At 71.7% G+C, this 15,771-nt stretch carries 10 protein-coding genes and 2 pseudogenes; 7 read left to right on the forward strand and 5 right to left on the reverse strand.

Translation table 11 applies throughout. The features are described 5' to 3' along the window. Window positions 1-190 precede the first annotated feature (190 nt). Window positions 191-1,084 (forward strand): NAD-dependent protein deacetylase, encoded by an 894-nt coding sequence (locus ABFY07_RS03690; protein ID WP_346173028.1) that lies wholly within the window; start codon window positions 191-193, stop codon window positions 1,082-1,084. A 60-nt stretch (window positions 1,085-1,144) separates the two neighbouring features. On the opposite strand, the gene ABFY07_RS03695 is transcribed toward ABFY07_RS03690, so the two are convergent. Continuing rightward, window positions 1,145-1,816 carry a trimeric intracellular cation channel family protein gene (locus ABFY07_RS03695; RefSeq protein WP_346173029.1) on the reverse strand — a complete coding sequence of 224 codons (672 nt, stop codon included), beginning with the start codon at window positions 1,814-1,816 and terminating at the stop codon, window positions 1,145-1,147. Window positions 1,817-2,015: 199 nt separating this feature from the next. Between ABFY07_RS03695 and ABFY07_RS03700 the strand changes: the two genes are divergently transcribed. Together ABFY07_RS03700 and ABFY07_RS03705 are read left to right on the forward strand one after the other, a co-directional pair. Then, window positions 2,016-3,284, forward strand: coding sequence for a metal-dependent hydrolase family protein (locus tag ABFY07_RS03700; RefSeq protein WP_346173030.1), 1,269 nt, complete (start codon window positions 2,016-2,018; stop codon window positions 3,282-3,284). A 162-nt stretch (window positions 3,285-3,446) separates the two neighbouring features. Beyond that, on the forward strand, window positions 3,447-4,268 hold the full coding sequence (locus ABFY07_RS03705; RefSeq protein ID WP_346173031.1) for a class I SAM-dependent methyltransferase: 822 nt from the start codon (window positions 3,447-3,449) through the stop codon (window positions 4,266-4,268). Window positions 4,269-4,329: 61 nt separating this feature from the next. Here ABFY07_RS03705 and ABFY07_RS03710 read toward each other — a convergent pair whose 3' ends face one another. Next, window positions 4,330-5,295 carry a glycoside hydrolase family 6 protein gene (locus tag ABFY07_RS03710; RefSeq protein WP_346173032.1) on the reverse strand — a complete coding sequence of 322 codons (966 nt, stop codon included), beginning with the start codon at window positions 5,293-5,295 and terminating at the stop codon, window positions 4,330-4,332. 346 nt (window positions 5,296-5,641) lie between these two features. Between ABFY07_RS03710 and ABFY07_RS03715 the strand changes: the two genes are divergently transcribed. Next, window positions 5,642-6,655, forward strand: coding sequence for a LacI family DNA-binding transcriptional regulator (locus tag ABFY07_RS03715; RefSeq protein WP_346173033.1), 1,014 nt, complete (start codon window positions 5,642-5,644; stop codon window positions 6,653-6,655). A 24-nt stretch (window positions 6,656-6,679) separates the two neighbouring features. On the opposite strand, the gene ABFY07_RS03720 is transcribed toward ABFY07_RS03715, so the two are convergent. The 3 genes and pseudogenes from ABFY07_RS03720 to ABFY07_RS03730 all read right to left on the reverse strand — a co-directional run bounded on the left by ABFY07_RS03720 (window position 6,680) and on the right by ABFY07_RS03730 (window position 11,820). After that, on the reverse strand, window positions 6,680-7,309 hold the full coding sequence (locus tag ABFY07_RS03720) for a response regulator (RefSeq protein WP_346173034.1): 630 nt from the start codon (window positions 7,307-7,309) through the stop codon (window positions 6,680-6,682). Continuing rightward, window positions 7,306-8,088: pseudogene (locus ABFY07_RS03725) on the reverse strand (sensor histidine kinase); the annotation flags it as partial. The gene ABFY07_RS03720 and the pseudogene ABFY07_RS03725, both read right to left, overlap by 4 nt. Window positions 8,089-8,157: 69 nt before the next feature. Then, window positions 8,158-11,820, reverse strand: coding sequence for a LamG-like jellyroll fold domain-containing protein (locus tag ABFY07_RS03730; RefSeq protein WP_346173035.1), 3,663 nt, complete (start codon window positions 11,818-11,820; stop codon window positions 8,158-8,160). Window positions 11,821-12,203: 383 nt separating this feature from the next. On the opposite strand from ABFY07_RS03730, the gene ABFY07_RS03735 reads away from it, so the two are divergent. The 3 genes and pseudogenes from ABFY07_RS03735 (at window position 12,204) to ABFY07_RS03745 (ending at window position 15,733) form a co-directional block, all read left to right on the forward strand. Further along, entirely contained in the window at window positions 12,204-13,250 is a 1,047-nt protein-coding gene (locus ABFY07_RS03735; protein ID WP_346173036.1) for a LacI family DNA-binding transcriptional regulator, read from the forward strand. A gap of 15 nt (window positions 13,251-13,265) precedes the next feature. Further along, window positions 13,266-13,904, forward strand: a pseudogene (locus ABFY07_RS03740) (carbohydrate ABC transporter permease); the annotation flags it as partial. A gap of 71 nt (window positions 13,905-13,975) precedes the next feature. Further along, window positions 13,976-15,733, forward strand: a complete 1,758-nt coding sequence (locus ABFY07_RS03745) for an amylo-alpha-1,6-glucosidase (RefSeq protein WP_346173037.1) — start codon at window positions 13,976-13,978, stop codon at window positions 15,731-15,733. Window positions 15,734-15,771 lie beyond the last annotated feature (38 nt).

Here is a 15,771-nt window from a genome sequence, read left to right on the forward strand (position 1 = left end):
CGCAGTTCAGGCCGCCCTCGATGATCTCCAACGAGGCCCGGGCCCCGGCGATTCTCCCGGAGTGCCTCGGCATCTCGACCACCTGACGCAGGACCTGCGCGCGCGCCTCTTCCAGTGCCGTGACATGGGCCAGTGCTGCGGCGTCGACGGCGGAAGCGGGTGCCGGCGGCAGGTTCCGTACGCTGGCGGCATGCGTATGCGCCCCACGTTGAGCTGGACCCCTGCCGAGGACCTCCCACCGGGCAGCACGGATCCGGGACCGGTCGTCGATGCGCTGAGCACCGGCGGGGTGCTGGTGCTCAGCGGGGCGGGCATCTCCACGGAGTCGGGCATCCCCGACTACCGGGGCGCGGGCGGGAGCCTGAGCCGGCACACCCCGATGACCTACCAGGACTTCACGGCCGACGCACAGGCCCGGCGCCGGTACTGGGCTCGCAGCCACCTCGGCTGGCGGACCTTCGGCCGCGCCCGCCCCAACGCCGGGCACCGGGCCGTGGCCGCGTTCGGGCGGCACGGCCTGCTCTCGGGTGTGATCACCCAGAACGTCGACGGCCTGCACCAGGCCGCCGGCAGCGAGGGGGTCGTGGAACTCCACGGAAGCCTGGACCGGGTCGTCTGCCTTTCCTGCGGCGCCTTCAGCCCGCGCCGCGAACTCGCCCGGCGGCTGGAGGAGGCCAACGCGGGCTTCGAGCCGGTGGCCGCCGGAATCAACCCGGACGGTGACGCCGACCTCACCGACGAGCAGGTCGGGGACTTCCACGTGGTGCCCTGTACGGTCTGCGGCGGCATTCTCAAACCGGACGTGGTGTTCTTCGGCGAAGCTGTTCCGCCGCGGCGGGTCGAGCACTGCCGCGAGCTGGTCCGCGAGGCGACCTCACTGTTGGTTCTCGGCTCCTCGCTGACCGTGATGTCCGGACTCCGGTTCGTCCGCCAGGCTGCTCGGGCCGGGAAGCCGGTGCTGATCGTCAATCTGGACCCGACCCGGGGCGACCCGCACGCCGTCACCCGGGTCGCCCTCCCGCTGGGACCGGCCCTCACCGCCGTGGCCGACCGGCTGGGCATCCCCGGGGCCACACAGGAGTGACGCATGGCGGCCTTGCCCTCACCGAGGCGCAGGCGGCTCGGCGGGCTCCGAGGTCATGGGTCATGACGCGGCGTCGCGCGAGCTGTCGCCGGACCCGGCGGTGCCGCGCCCGGAGCGGCGCGGCCCCGGCGCGTTGAGCCCGTAGTGGGCGCCGATCATCCGCAGCGTGAAGCAGGCGACGGCCGCCCCCAGCGCGGCGGGCACACCGTAGACGCCGGTGCGTGCGCACGCGACGGTGATCCCCGCCCCCAGCAGCGCGGGGATCGCGTACAGGTCCGCGTACAGCACCGTCGGCAGGCGCGACACGAGCACATCGCGCAGTGTGCCGCCGCCGACGCCGGTCACCACGCCGAGCAGCACCGCCTGGGGCGCGCCGATGTGGTACTCCAGCGCGGTGGTGGCGCCGGTGACCGCGAACAGACTGAGGCCGGCCGCGTCGAACACCGTGATCAGTGTCGTGTAGCGCTCCAGGTGCCGCCACATCAGGAACGTGACCATGCCGCCGGCCACCGCGACCGCCAGGTACCGCCAGTCGCTGAACGTCGCCGGGGGCAGCGCGCCGGCGAGCACGTCGCGGAGCACGCCGCCGCCCAGGGCGGTCACCATGGCGAGCGCGAGCACACCGACGATGTCCAGACGTGCCACCCGGGTCGCCGTGAGCGCGCCGTTCAACGCGAACGCGAAGGTGCCCAACAGGTCGAGCACGAGGTGCAACAGTCCGTAGCCATGCATCGTCGACCCCTCACACATCCCGGCAACCGCTGGTCCTGAAGCCCCCGGCACTGTCTCACCAGGTCACGGCGCGCGCACCGCGTTGACCCGAACGGCCGACACGCGATGCGCGACCTGTCACCCCGCTGGCACCCTGGACCCCGGCGGGACCAAGGGCGAGCGAGTGACATCCGGTGGGGCGCAGGCGGAGGGCAACGCTGTGACAACAGGTGCCTGGGACACGGAACAGGGCGCGGTGGTGCTGATCGCCGGACGAGGCTGGGACGGACTGGCGGACCGGCCCTCCGGGCACACCGAGGTGGCGGTGCGCGACGGTCGGATCGCCGAGGTCGGACCCAGTGTCGACCGCGCCGACGCCGAGGTGGTAGAACTCGGCGATCGCATGCTGCTGCCGGGACTGATCGACTGCCACATCCACACCACCGTCGACCCGGGCCGGCTCCTGCGGGCCTTCGTGTCCGACGGGTCCGCGGCGATCGCGCTGCGCGCCTTGCCGGTATTGCGCGACCTGCTCGACCGTGGCTTCACCACGATCCGCGACCTGGCCACCTTCGCCGCCGAGCCGGTCACGCTGTCCCTGCGCGACGCCATCGCCCGCGGGCACGTCGTGGGGCCACGGATGGTCGTCGCGCCGTACCTGATCTCCGCGCGGGGCGCGCACGGCGACGCCTCGACCTTGCTCGCGTCCCACCTCGACCGTGAGATCGGCGCGCTGGCGGACGGCGCGGACGAGATCACGCGCAGGGTGCGCGAGAACATCAGGGCCGGCGCCGACTGGATCAAGTTCGGCGCCACCGGCGGCTTCGCCACCCCCGCCGACGATCCCACCCAGACCACCTACACGCAGGAGGAGATGAACGCGCTGGTCGCCACGGCCCGCGACCTGGGCATCCCCTGCACCCCGCATGCCTACGGCGACGAGGGCGTCTCGCGCGCCGTCACCGCCGGTGTCCGCTCGGTCGAGCACGGCAACCTCGCTTCGGCGTCGACCCTGGCCCGGATGGAGGAACGGGGCGTGTTCCTCGTGCCGACCCAGTTCATGGTCCTCGACGCGCTCGACCACCTCGACGACGACAGCTACTGGGAGGGCAAGGATCCGGCGGAACGGGTGAAGTTCACCCGCTACGCCGACCAGCTCCGTCACTCCGCGCACAACGTGGCCGCGAGCAACGTGCGCATCGCGTTCGGCACCGACGCCGGCATGTTTCCGCACGCCGACAACTGGCGTGAGTTTCCGGCGATGGTCACGTCCGGCATCGCCCCCGTGCGGGCCCTGCGCGCCGCCACCAGCGTCGCCGCCGACCTGCTCGGCCGGCCCGACCTCGGGCGCCTCCAGCCCGGGGCGACCGCCGACCTGGTCGCACTGCCCGCCGACCCCTTCGAGGACATCACGGCCATCGGGGGCATCGACTTCGTCATGCGGGCCGGCGCCGTGCACCGCACTCCCGCACCTGTCGTCGCCAGGTGAGTCGGGCAGGGGGGCTTGGTTTGACGCGCCTTTACCAGCTGTGGCTGCTCACCGCCGCACTCGTCGTCCTGCCGGCAGTCGGGGCGCTGACCGCCCTGCCCGCAGCCGTCCGACAGAACATCATTTCTTGGCAAGTGGGCACTTGCCCACTAGAGTGAACGCATGCCCACTCTACGGCGAGAGCAACCGGAACCGGCGCGACTGCATCAGGCTCGACAGATGGCCGAGTCCTTCGGCATGGACGCGCAACGCTACGACCAGGCCCGACCGGCCTACCCCGAGGACTTGGTGGCGCGTATCGTCGCCGGCAGCCCGGGGCTCGACGTCCTCGACGTCGGCTGCGGCACGGGCATCGCGGCCCGGCAGTTCCAGGCCGCCGGTTGCACCGTGCTCGGTGTCGAGCCGGACGCGCGGATGGCCGACTTCGCGCGGGCCCGTGGCCTCCAGGTCGAGGTGGCGACCTTCGAGGCATGGGAGCCGGCCGGCCGGGTGTTCGACGCGTTGATCGCCGCCCAGTCATGGCACTGGGTGGACCCGGTCGCCGGCGCCGCGAAGGCGGCCCAGGTGCTGCGGCCGAACGGGCGTCTGGCGATCTTCGGGCACGTATTCGAGCCGCCTGCCGAGGTGGCCGAGCCGTTCGCGGCCGCCTACCGTCGGGTGGCGCCCGACTCGCCGTTCAGCAATCAGCCGGCGCGGCGTCCGCTGGAGACGTACCAGGCGGGGTACGCGCAGATCGCCGACACGATCCGCGAAAACGGGCGTTTCGGCGACCCGGAGCAGTGGCGATTCGACTGGGAGCGGTCCTACACGCGCGACCAATGGCTGGATCTGCTCCCCACGACCGGTGGCCTCACCCGGCTCCGCCCCGAGCAACTGGCCGAGATTCTGGGCGCGGTCGGCCGTGCCGTCGACGCTCTGGGTGGCCGCTTCACGATGCACTACACCACTCTGGTGACCACCGCCGTCCGCGCCGGCACCCCTTGACCGGCTGATCCCGTGGCCCGGTCGCGGTGCGAGGTGCGAACGGGGCCACGGGTGTCCTGGATCAGTAGCCGTAGATCATCTTGTAGGCGACCTCGGGGAGAAACTGCCCGGCCGAGGAGCCGGCTCCGACGCCACAGTTGCCGTCGGACTCGCCAGGGGCCTTGATCCACAAGAGCATCTCGGCGCCTCCGCCCAGCCGGGTGGGGGTGCCGATGCGGCGGCCCGCGGGGTTGCACCACTGGCCGTTGGAGCCGTTGCCGTTGCGGCTGGTGTCCACGACGAACGGCTTGGTGTAGCCGTAGCGGGCGGCCAGTTCACTGTTGACCGCGTTGCCGTAGGCGGTGTTCTCGGCGGTGGTGAAGTAGTTGGACACGTTGAGCGAGAAGCCGTGGGCCTGCCGGAGGCCGGCTTCGTGGAGGCGCTTGGCCATGGTCGCCGCGTTCGCCCAGCCGGGGTTGCCGGCGTCGAGGTAGACCCAGGTGTTGGGGGCCTGGCGGTTGAACTGGTCGAGGGCGCCGGTGAGCATGGCCTCGCGCTCGTCGATCTGGGCCTGGGTCATGCAGCCGTAGTCCCCCAGGGAGTCCGGTTCGAGGATGACGACGGCCGGGCGGTTGGCTATCCCGCCGGCGAACTGGGCGATCCACGTGGCGTAGGCGGACGGTGAGGCGGCTCCGCCCGCGGAGTGCCCGCCGCAGTAGTCGCGGTTGTAGATGTTGTAGGCGACGAGGATGGGCAGTTTGTCCTTGGAGTCCGCGGCGCCGGCGTACGCGCCGGTGGCGGTGCCGATGGTGCCGCTCCAGGAGCCGAACCAGCGGGCCATCGGGGTATTGGCGAGGGAGGCGCTGATCGCGGGTGCCCGGCCGTCGTTCGGGTTGGCGGCGACCCACCTCTTCGCGCTGGAGTCGGGGTCCACGTAGAACCCGTTGGTCATGGTGGTCGGATCGGCCGCGTGGGCGGACGGTGCGATCGCGAGCGCCAGCGGCAGAGCGAAGAGGGCTGCCAACAGGGCGTGGAGTCTGCGGCGCATGACTGTACCTCGGTTTCCTGACAGGGATGCGTCGCGCTCTCTTCCCGAGCGTTCGACGCGCTGAGGAAGTGCGGTGGTACGACGTCCCCTGCCGGCGGCCCTCCGGCAGGGGACGACACGTCCGAAGGTCGGCGGCGAGTATTGGGAGCGCTCCCATTGGGAGCGGTTCCAACAGCACCGAGAACCTTTGGGGTGTGGTCGGTATCGTGTTGCGGGCTGGTAGAACTGTCAAGGGTCCACGTACAACCCGTTCTTCACATGGCGAGGACAACGCCCTAGAGTCCGGGTGAAACTGGAAGCGCTCCCAGTTCCCCGGGTCCCTGACGAGCGGGAAGGCTCATGGCTCATGGCAAAAGACGCGCCGCGTCGGCAGCCGACACTCGACGAGGTGACGGAACTCGCCGGTGTCTCCCGCTCCGTGGCCTCCCGCGCCCTCAACAACGCACCGCACGTCAGCCGTGCGAAACGCGAGGCGGTCGAGCGGGCCGCCCGGCAACTCGGTTACGTACCCAATCCGACCGCCCGCGCTCTGGCCACCCGCCAGACAGGAGCGGCCGCCCTGGTCGTCTCGGGAGAGGATCCGTCGATCTTCGCGGATCCGTTCTTCGCCCAGGTGATCGTGGGCGCCTCGGCCGCCCTGGAGGAGGCCGACCTCCATCTGATGCTGTGTCTGGCCGCCTCCGACCGGGGCCGGAAGCGGGTCGAGGAACTCCTTCGCTCCAAGGGTGCCGACGGCGCCATGCTGATGGCGCTGCGTGTGGACGATCCGTTGACCCGTATGGCCGAGGAGGCGGTGATGCCCGTCGTGTTCGGCGGACGCCCGGTCGGTTCGACTCCCCGGTGGTACGTGGACGTCGACAACGTCGGTGGAGCGCGCGAGGCGACCGAGTATCTGGTCTCGCGCGGCCGGACTCGCGTGGCCGCGATCTGCGGGCGTCTGGACACCGAGGCCGGGCGCGCCCGGTACCGCGGCTACCGGGACGCGATGCTGGCCGCCGGCCTCGAACCGTTCCCGCCGCAGGAGGGGGACTTCACGGAGTCCAGCGGAGCCGCCGCCATGGCCGCACTGCTGGCCGGCCACCCCGACCTGGACGGGGTGTTCGCCGCCAACGACAACATGGGGGCGGGAGCGCTGCGCACGTTGCGCGGGGCCGGCCGACTGGTCCCCGCCGACGTCGCCGTGGTCGGCTTCGACGACCTCGCCGTCGCCCGGATCGCCGATCCGCCGCTCACCACCGTCCATCAGCCCATAGCGGCTCTGGGACGGGAGACGGCGCGCATGCTCGTCGCGCTCATCAACGGCCAGGACCCCACCCCGCTGATCCTGCCCACCCGCCTGGTCACCCGACTCAGCGCCTGACGGGCGTGCCGCTGTGCCCTCGGCTCAGGGCAGCAGCCGTTGCTCCTTCGCCACCGCCACCGCGCCGGCTCTGCCGTCGACGCCGAGCTTGTCGTAGATCCGGCCCAGGTGGGTCTTCACCGTGGCCTGGCTGATGAAGAGCGCGCGGGCGATCTCGCGGTTGCCGAGGCCCTGGGCGAGCTGACCCAGGATGTCCAGTTCGCGGGAGGTCAGCGCGGGCCGGGCGGCACCGCGCATGTGGTTCATGACGCGGCTGGCGACGGGCGGCGAGAGGGTGGCGCGGCCCTGGGCGGCGGAGCGGATCGCCGCGAAGAGCTCCTCGGGGCGTTCGGCCTTCAGCAGGTATCCGGTGGCGCCTGCGGCGATGGCGCGGGTGATGTCCGCGTCCATGTCGTAGGTGGTGAGCACCAGCACATGGACGCCGGTGGCCCGGATCCGCCGGGTGGCCTCCACCCCGTCGATGCCGGGGCCGAGCTGGAGATCCATCAGCACCACGTCCGGCCGGAGCTTCGCGGCCATGGCCACCGCCTCCTCGCCGCTGCCGGCCTCTCCCACCACCTCGATGTCGGGCTCGCTGCCGAGCAGGGCGAGCAGTCCGGCACGCACCACGGCGTGGTCGTCGCAGAGCAGGATGCGCACACGGGTTTCGGTCACGGCTGAGGTTCCAGAGGCATCGCGGCGGACAGGACGGTGCCCTCGCCGGGCGCCGACTCGATGGTCAGGGTGCCGCCGAGCTGCCGTGCCCGGGCGTGCATCGCGGGCAGCCCGTGCCCCCGCGCCCTCGCCGCCGGGGCGCCCGCGGGCGGGGCGTGGAAGCCGCTGCCGTCGTCCGCCACATCCAGGACCACCTGGTCGCCGAGGTGGGTGAGGGTGAGCGTGGCCGTCGTGGCACCGGCGTGCTCGCGGACGTTGGCCAGCGCGCCCTGGGCGATGCGCAGCAGCGCGGAGGCGACCCGGTCGGGCAGCGGGAGCGCCGGCGTTCCCACGACATGACAGCGGACCACCAGGTCCACCGACTCCTGCGACGCGCGGGCGGCCAGGGCGCGCAGGGCCTCCTCCAGGCTGTCGCCGTCGGCGAGGTCGGCGGGGGTCAGATCGTGCACGAACCGGCGGGCCTTGGCCAGGTTCCGCTCGGTGATCGAGGCGGCGGTGCGTACGTGGCGGTGGGCGGCCTCGGGGTCCGCCGCCCACACCCGGTCGGCCGCCTGGAGCAGCATCTGCTGGCTGGACAGGCCCTGGGCGAGGGTGTCGTGGATCTCCATCGACAGGCGCTGACGTTCGGCGAGGGTGCCCTCGCGGCGTTCGGTGGCGGCCAGTTCGCGCCGGGTACGGATGAGGTCGTCGATCAACTGCCGCTGCCGGTCGGCCTGGCGCCGCATATGGACGAAGACGGCGGCCGCGATCGCCGCGACAGCGGGCGGCGCCACGACCACTCCGCGTGGTTCCTCGCACAGCGGCGCCCGGGGCCGTCGGGAATGACGGGCCCGGGCGCTGTGATCACCTCACCGCACCTCCTGGGCGTACGGCGCGACGGTGATCCGGTCGATCAGCGGTGCGTGGCGGGAGCGGAGCAGCACCCCGGGGAAGGTGTCCGAGGCGTAGGTGGTGCCGTCGAAGTTCGGCAGTTCCTCGGAGCGGAAGGTGATGGTGTTCTGTCCCTTCTCGAGGTGGACCGGGACGGTCAGCTCCCAGAAGTTGTTCCGGTGGAAGCTGTGGGGGAAGGTCACCCGCCGCGGCTCGCCGCCGCCCACGGTGATGTCGGCGTGGCGGACGAGTGGGTCCGGGTTGTAGTGGGTGGCTTGGGACTGCTCGGGGTTGGAGTAGCGGATGCGCAGCGCGTGCAGGCCGGCCCGGTCGGCGTGCACGGTGAAGGTCGCTGTGTTGCCGTTGCCGGGGTCGCCGCCGATGTCGGTGATCGCCGTGCCGCCGCTCGCCAGGGAGAGCGGGGTGAGCGTGGCGGAGCCGGTGAGCCTGGCGTGCTGGGCCTCGTAGGTGCGCGCCGTGAGCGTGCCCTCGGTGGGTGTGACCGTGAGGCGGTCGACGAGGGTGGTGGACGGGCCTCCGGTCAGTGTCACCTTGTTGATGCCGCCGGAGAGGGAGACCGCGACGCGGTGCCTGCTCCTGGACAGGCGCAGGACGTCGTGGCCGTTGACGGAGAGCCGGGCGCCCGCGCCGCCGAGGGTGTCGACGGTGAGGGTGGCCTCGCGGTCGGCGGGGGAGTAGACCCAGAAGGTGGCGGTCCCGTGGTTCGGGAGCTGGAGCGCGCCCGAGCCGGTGGCGGGGGTTCCGGCGTGTTCGGGCAGCTCGTAGACGGGCCGTGCGCCGCCGGCCGGCCAGGCCAGTTCGCCTTCGTACACCTGGGTGGCGGCGGAGGGCCCGGGGAGGGAGAGGGTGAGGCGGTCGACGATGGCGTCGCCCTGGGTGGCGCGCTTGCCGTCGAGGCTCTTCGCGGCGAGCGTCAGGGTGTGTTTGCCCTGGGTGAGGCGGACCTTGGTGTCCGTGTGGTCCCACACCACCCACTTGTAGCCGAGCGGCAGGTGCAGCTCCCGCTCGCTGTCCGCCTTGCCGTCCACGCGCAGGAAGACGTTGGTGGGGCCCTGCTCCTTCACCTTGTCGAAGGTGTTGAGGGAGTTGGCGAAGACGCTCAGGTCGTAGGTGCCGTCCTCCGGCACGGCCACGGTGAAGTCGAGCGTGACGTCCGAGCCGGTGCGCAGGCCGCCCACGTCGTGGCCGCCGGAGGTGTAGAACTTCGACACGTCGCGCGGCGAGCCCTCCGGGCCGTTCTTCGAGTAGCCGGACCCGGTGTGGGCGGCGTCCTCCGCCTCGTACGAGGCCTGCCAGCGCACGGGCTCGGCCTGGGTGCCCCTCGCCTTCCCGGCCGGGCTGAGGACGATCTCGTACGCCGAGGACTCCTTCAGCTTCGGCAGCCCGCCGTCGCCGAAGTCGACGACGACCTCGCCGTCGTCACCGACCTTCAGGTTCGTCTCGGCGAGCAGCTTGGGGCCCGACGAGTCGCCGACCTGTCCGCTCCACTCGATCTCCCGCACCCAGGCGTGCACACGGTTCCCGAACAGCTTCTCGGGGACATCGGCGAAGGTGATGTGGCCCTTGCCGGTGGACCCGCCGAAGAGCAGCCTGGCCTGCCGCTTCTTCTCGTCCACGGTGGCGACGCCCTGCATGGTGTAGCTCTCGCCGGGGAACGGAGGGGTCACCTTCACCGTGTGCCCGCTCATCGAGGCGTAGGAGTGCAGCAGCCACCACTGGCCGTTGGCGCGGTTCGACTGCACGGCGGAGTCGGAGAGGTTGCCGTCGATGTTCCAGTACGCGATGTCGGCGTCCACCTTGGACTCCTCGATCGCGGACACCCACTGGATCATCTGGCCGGGGACGGAGGTGTGGTAGTTCCACGCGTACTCGTTGAGGTTGACCGGGAGCCGGGTGCCCTCCTGGGGAGTGCCCTTGAACAGTTCCTTCTCCCACCCCCGGTACCTGGCGACGCTCTCGCGGACGGCCTCCGGGTGGCTCATCTCATGCCAGGTGATGACGTCGGGGAGGGTGTCGGCGGCAAGGGTGTGGGTGAGGAAGCCCTTCACCTGGTCGTACAGGACGCTGGTGTTGGGGCCGGCGACGCGGGCGCCGGGCATCCGGTCCTTGATGAGCCTGTAGACGCCGTCCCAGGCGGCGAAGTAGTCGTCCGGGTCGCTCAGCCAGCTGACCTTGTTGTAGCTCCACTGCCCGGTGCCGAACATGTTGCCCTCGGGCTCGTTGAACGGCACGAAGACGATGTTGTCCTGGTACTGCTTCGGCAGGTGGAGGACCTGGTCGACCTGGGTCGCGATCTTCTCCTTGTAGAGCTTCAGCTTCTCCTCGGGGGTGTCGCCCGGCCACTCGTAGGGGAAACCGCGGTGGATGTCGGGCATGTAGATGTACACGTCCCCGTCGGTGGAGTCGGCCAGCGGCCCCACCACCTCCAGGGCGTCGGCGCCGGGGTGCTGCGGGCCGTCCTGCGCCTTCGTGGAGACCGTGCGCAGGCCCATGCCCTCGATGAGGTTGTTGGTGGGGACGTCCGGTCCGTACACGCCGTAGAGGGTGCCGGAGGCGCCGCCGTGGAACGCGCCGGTGTCCGAGCCGAGGTCGACGGTCAGCTGCCCCTCGCGGACCACGGTGACGGCCGCCCGCACCGCGCGCCCGGCGGCCGTTCCCGCCACGGTGAACGTCCCGGGCCGGGCGTAGCTGTCGGGCGCCACGGCGTCCCAGGCGATCGGCGTGTCCCGGTCGTATCCGTCGGAGTAGGACGAGCGGACGGCGGCGGGGAGGGACGGGGCGGTCCCGGTCGCCGTGCGGACCTCGAACGACGTCTTCGAGAGCTGCTGGGGGGTCGGTACCTCCCCGGCCAGGCCGGCCACCTGCTCGGGGGTGAGCGCCGAGTGCCATACGGTGAACTCGTCGATCGCGCCCTCGAGCAGCGGATCCGGGTGGAAGGACTTGCCGATGTAGCCGGCGGCCGTGGCCGAACCGTCCAGCAGATCCCGGGCCCTGATGCCGGTCGGGGCGGAGGAGACCGCCACGCCGTCGAGGTAGGTGGTGAGCCGGCCGGCGGCGGTGTCAAGGGTGACGGTGATGGTCCGCCACTGGTCCGCGGGGAGCGGCGCGTAGCCGCGGAGCTGCGTCTCCGCGCCCCCTCCGGCGGTGGTCACGGACGTCTGAAGCAGCCCGTTGCCGTTGGCCGGGGTGGCGAAGAGGTATGTGGTCGTGTTGGTGCCCAGATCGAAGATCCGCTGCCACGGCGACGTGTCGCCGCCCCACGTGACCCGGGCGGAGACCGTCAAGCTCTCGGCGGTGCCGACGACTTCGCGGGGCAGGCGGACATACGCGCCGGTGGAGGTGGGTGCCCCGCCGGGCAGGGCGAGCGCCTTGCCCCCGTCCGTGCCGGTGACGGACCGGGCGGTGGAACCGTTGACGAGGGTCGCCGTCAGGCCGTTGCCGGAACTGTCGGTGATGGAGCCGGAGTCGAGGTCGTCCTGGTCGAAGGTGTAGCGGGCGGCGGGCCGGGGGGTGTCGGCCGCCTGTGCGGGGGCGGCCGGTGCGGCCGGCAGGCCCGCGCCGAGGGCCGGCGCCACGGCGGCCGGTGCCCGCCGCCGGGCTGATCTGTCAGCGGATGGCATGGATGGCGTCCTCAATCCTTGAGTGGGCGATTTCGGTCGGCCGACCTCGGTCGGCTGCTCGTCCGGGGGAAGGTCCTGCTGGGGAGTGTGAGGGCGGTGCCGGCCGAATCGTTTGTGCCGGAGGGATCGCTTCATCGAACCGGTTCGGGAAGCTAGCACCGGGAAACCCGGTCAGCAATCCCTGTGACGCATCGATGATTGCCAGGTTCTCACTGGGCCGTGAAAGGAATGTCCGGGGTATTGACAGGCGTTCGGGCGGTTCCTACCGTCGCTTCACGCGAACCGGTTCGACAGCCGGGACGCCCCCTCCTCCCGCACCACGCCCCCCGGCCGGCGGGCGCTCATCCTGTGAAGCGTCGAACCGGCTCGAGCAAGGAGTTGCCGTGAACATCGGTGAGATCGCCCGGCGGGCCGGTGTCTCGCGGAGCACCGTGTCCTACGCGCTGAGCGGGAAGCGCCCGGTGTCCAAGGACACGCGCCGGAAGATCCAGCAGGTCGTCGACGAGCTGGGCTACCGGCCCAGCGCCAGTGCCCGCGCCCTGGCCAACGGGCGGACCAGCACCCTCGGCCTGGTCTTCCCGCCGGCCGGGAACCACTACACGGGGATGCAGCTGGACTTCATCGGGAGTGTGGTGGAGGCCGCCGCGGCCTACGACTACGACGTGCTGCTGTCGCCGAGCGGCATGGACAGCGACCGGTCGTTCCAGCGGCTGCTGGGGGAGCGGCGGGTCGACGGGGCGATCCTGATGGAGATCAGACTGGAGGACGACCGGGTGGACCACCTGGCCGCCCTGGACTTCCCCTCCGTCACCATCGGCCGGACCGCCCGCCCCGAGGGCGGTCGGTGGGTCGCGCTGGACCACACCGCGCTGGTGCAGGCCTGCGTCCACCACCTGGCGGATCTCGGCCACCGCCGGGTCGCCTTCGTCAACCGTCCCGAGCAGCTGCTGCGGGCCGGGTACGAGTCCGCGCACCGCGGCCTGGACGGTTTCACCAAGGCGGCGGCCGAGCGCGGGCTGACCGTCCGGACGTACTGCTGCGGGGACGACGCCGCCTCGGGCCAGAGCTGTGTACAGGGCATCCTGCACGACGATCCCGCCACCACGGCCCTGGTCACGCTGAACGAGGCCGCGCTGGGCGGTCTCTACCGAGGGCTCGCCCAGGCCGGCCGCCATGTGCCGCGCGACTTCTCCGTCACCGGAGTGGTGGCCAGCCGCTGGGCGGAGACGGTGACCCCGCAGCTCACCGCGGCCGACGTACCGGCGGCCGACATGGGCCGGCTCGCCGTCGAGCTGCTGGTGGAGCGGCTCGACCATCCCGACGCGCCGCCCCGGCACCATCTGCTCACGCCGCCCATCTCCCTGCGGGCCAGCACCGGACCTTCGGGAGCCACGCCCGAGGCGGACACCCGCGCCGCCACGACCCCCTGACCGCACCCCACGATCAAGCAGCTGCCCTACCTCGGCACCAGCCTCGTCATCGGTCTGGGCACCGTCGTGCTGACCGTGGCCCTGTCCGCGCCCGCCGGTTATGCGCTGGCCAAGCTGCGCCCACGCGGCGGCGGGGTGCTCAGCTTCCTGCTCCTGGCCGCCCAGATGATCCCCGGCATCATCATGGCGATGGGCTTCTACGCCATCTACCTCCAGCTCGGCCTGCTCCAGTCCGTGCCCGGCCTGGTCGTCGCCGACTCCACCCTGGCCGTCCCCTTCGCGGTGCTCATCTTCACCGCCTTCATGTCCGGCATCCCCGGCGAACTGCTCCAGGCCGCGAAGACCGACGGCGCCGGCCCCCTGCGCACCTTCTGGTCGATCGTCCTGCCGACGAGCCGCAACGCGGTCGTCACGGTGTCCCTGTTCGCCTTCCTGTGGTCCTGGTCCGACTTCGTCTTCGCCGGCACCCTCGCGGGCGGCGGCGTGCACAAGCCGATCACCCTCGGCATCTACCACTACATCGGCAACAACAACCAGAAGTGGAACGCCATCATGGCCACCGCCGTCGTGGCCTCGCTGCCCGCCGCGGTCATCCTCGTGCTCGCCCAGCGGTACGTCGCCGCCGGCGTGACCGCGGGCGCCGTGAAGGACTGACCTCCCGGTACGCCGCCACCCCCTCCCGGCACGCCGCCGGCCCGCCACCGCTGAAGAAACGAGTGACGCTCATGACCGCCGCCCCGTCCGGCCCGGCCTTCTCGGTCCACGATATTCCGTTCAGTACGCAAGGATCCTGGTTCGGCATCTCGCCCGTGGTGGCGCAGAAGACCTACGCCGACGACCTCCATCTGGTGTCGCACCAGAACGGTTTGCACGCCGTCCTGCGGTTCGTCCCCCTCGACGCCGGGACGGATGCCCGGGCAGCGACCCGTGTCGAGGCGACACCGGGACTGCTCAGCTGGATCGGCGAAGGCGGGCGTATCGACCTCGCCTACGAGTCACCGGACACCGTACGGCTGCGCGGCGAGGGGCTCGGCCTGCGGGTCCGCGCCGCCGAGCAGACGCTGACCCCCTTCACGGGCGCCTACTTCTTCCGTGACCCGGTGGACGGGGCGTACGTCTTCACCTCGTACGAGACCGGGCGCCGCTACCGGATCACCGCACTGTCCGCCGGCGCGGTCGATGTGTTCGGCGCCCAGGGCCTGGGCAGCGCCGAGCGCGGTCTGGACATCGCGGCGGAGGACGGCGGGGTCTGGGAGGCCGCTGTCGAGGAACTGGACAGCGCACGCCGCCCCTACGCCGCGCGGACGTCCTTCGATCAGGTCGTGGCCGGCGCGCGGAACGCCTTCGCGGCCTTCGCCGACACCGTCGCCCCGTGGCGCTCGGCCGGCACCCCGGCCGCCGAACTGGCCGCCTACGTCCTGTGGTCCGCGACGGTGAACCCGGCGGGCTTCGTCACCCGGCCCGCCGTGCTGATGTCCAAGCACTGGATGGACAAGGTCTGGAGCTGGGACCACTGCTTCAACGCCCTGGCGATGGCCCCCGGCCTGCCCGCGTCCGCCTGGGACCAGTTCTGCCTGCCCTTCGACCACCAGGACGAGAGCGGAGCCCTGCCCGACTCCGTGACCCACTCCGAGATCCTCTACAACTACGTCAAACCCCCCATCCACGGCTGGGCCCTGGGCCACCTGCGCCGACGCCTGCCCGAACCGCTCGACCCGGCGGAGCTGGCCCGCGCGTACGACCGGCTGGCACGCTGGACCGAGTTCTGGCTCACCGCGCGCAGAGCGCCCGGCAGCGCCCTTCCCCACTACCAGCACGGCAATGACAGCGGCTGGGACAACGCCACCACCTTCGACCCGGAACGGGTGGTCGCCACCGCCGACCTCGCCGGGTTCCTGGTCCTCCAACTGCGCGAACTCGTCGGCCTGGCCGAAGAGCTGGGGCGGCCGGACGACGCCCGCCGGTGGAGCCGGACCGCGGACGCGACCCAGGCCGAGCTGCTCGACCACCTCTGGAAGGGCGACCACTTCGTCGCCCGCGGAGCACACAGCGGGAACACCTGGAGCAGCTCCAGCCTGCTGGACCTGATGCCCATCGCGCTCGGCGAGCACCTGCCGCGGCAGGTCGCGGCCGCGCTGGCCGACCGCATCCACAGACACCTGACGCCGTACGGACTCGCCACCGAACTGCCCGGCTCTCCGCACTACGTCTCCGACGGCTACTGGCGCGGCCCCGTCTGGGCCCCCGCCGTCGTCCTCATCGAGGACGGCCTGCGCCGCAGCGGCCACCGGAACCTCGCGGACGAGATCAGCGCCCGCTTCCGGACCCTGTGCGAGACCCACGGCTTCGCGGAGAACTTCGACGCCCTCACCGGAACCGGCCTGCGCGACCGCGCCTACACCTGGACCGCCAGCGGCTATCTGCTCCTCGCCGAGGCCCACGCCCGTAAATCGCCACAAGCCACGCCGAGATCGTCCCGGTAGTGGATCAGGCGGGTGGCCCACCGCTCCCAGGCCTTACC

The sequence above is a fragment of the Streptomyces sparsogenes subsp. cuspidosporus genome, assembly GCF_039532705.1.
In the GTDB taxonomy this organism is placed as follows: domain Bacteria; phylum Actinomycetota; class Actinomycetes; order Streptomycetales; family Streptomycetaceae; genus Streptomyces; species Streptomyces sparsogenes.

Excerpts from the sequence above, each read along its gene's own strand:
- ABFY07_RS03690 (WP_346173028.1), top strand. The coding sequence starts at position 191 with ATGCGTATGCGCCCCACGTTGAGCTGGACCCCTGCCGAGGACCTCCCA.
- ABFY07_RS03695 (WP_346173029.1), bottom strand. The coding sequence starts at position 1,816 with ATGCATGGCTACGGACTGTTGCACCTCGTGCTCGACCTGTTGGGCACC.
- ABFY07_RS03705 (WP_346173031.1), top strand. The coding sequence starts at position 3,447 with ATGCCCACTCTACGGCGAGAGCAACCGGAACCGGCGCGACTGCATCAG.
- ABFY07_RS03710 (WP_346173032.1), bottom strand. The coding sequence starts at position 5,295 with ATGCGCCGCAGACTCCACGCCCTGTTGGCAGCCCTCTTCGCTCTGCCG.
- ABFY07_RS03715 (WP_346173033.1), top strand. The coding sequence starts at position 5,642 with ATGGCAAAAGACGCGCCGCGTCGGCAGCCGACACTCGACGAGGTGACG.
- ABFY07_RS03730 (WP_346173035.1), bottom strand. The coding sequence starts at position 11,820 with ATGCCATCCGCTGACAGATCAGCCCGGCGGCGGGCACCGGCCGCCGTG.
- ABFY07_RS03745 (WP_346173037.1), top strand. The coding sequence starts at position 13,976 with ATGACCGCCGCCCCGTCCGGCCCGGCCTTCTCGGTCCACGATATTCCG.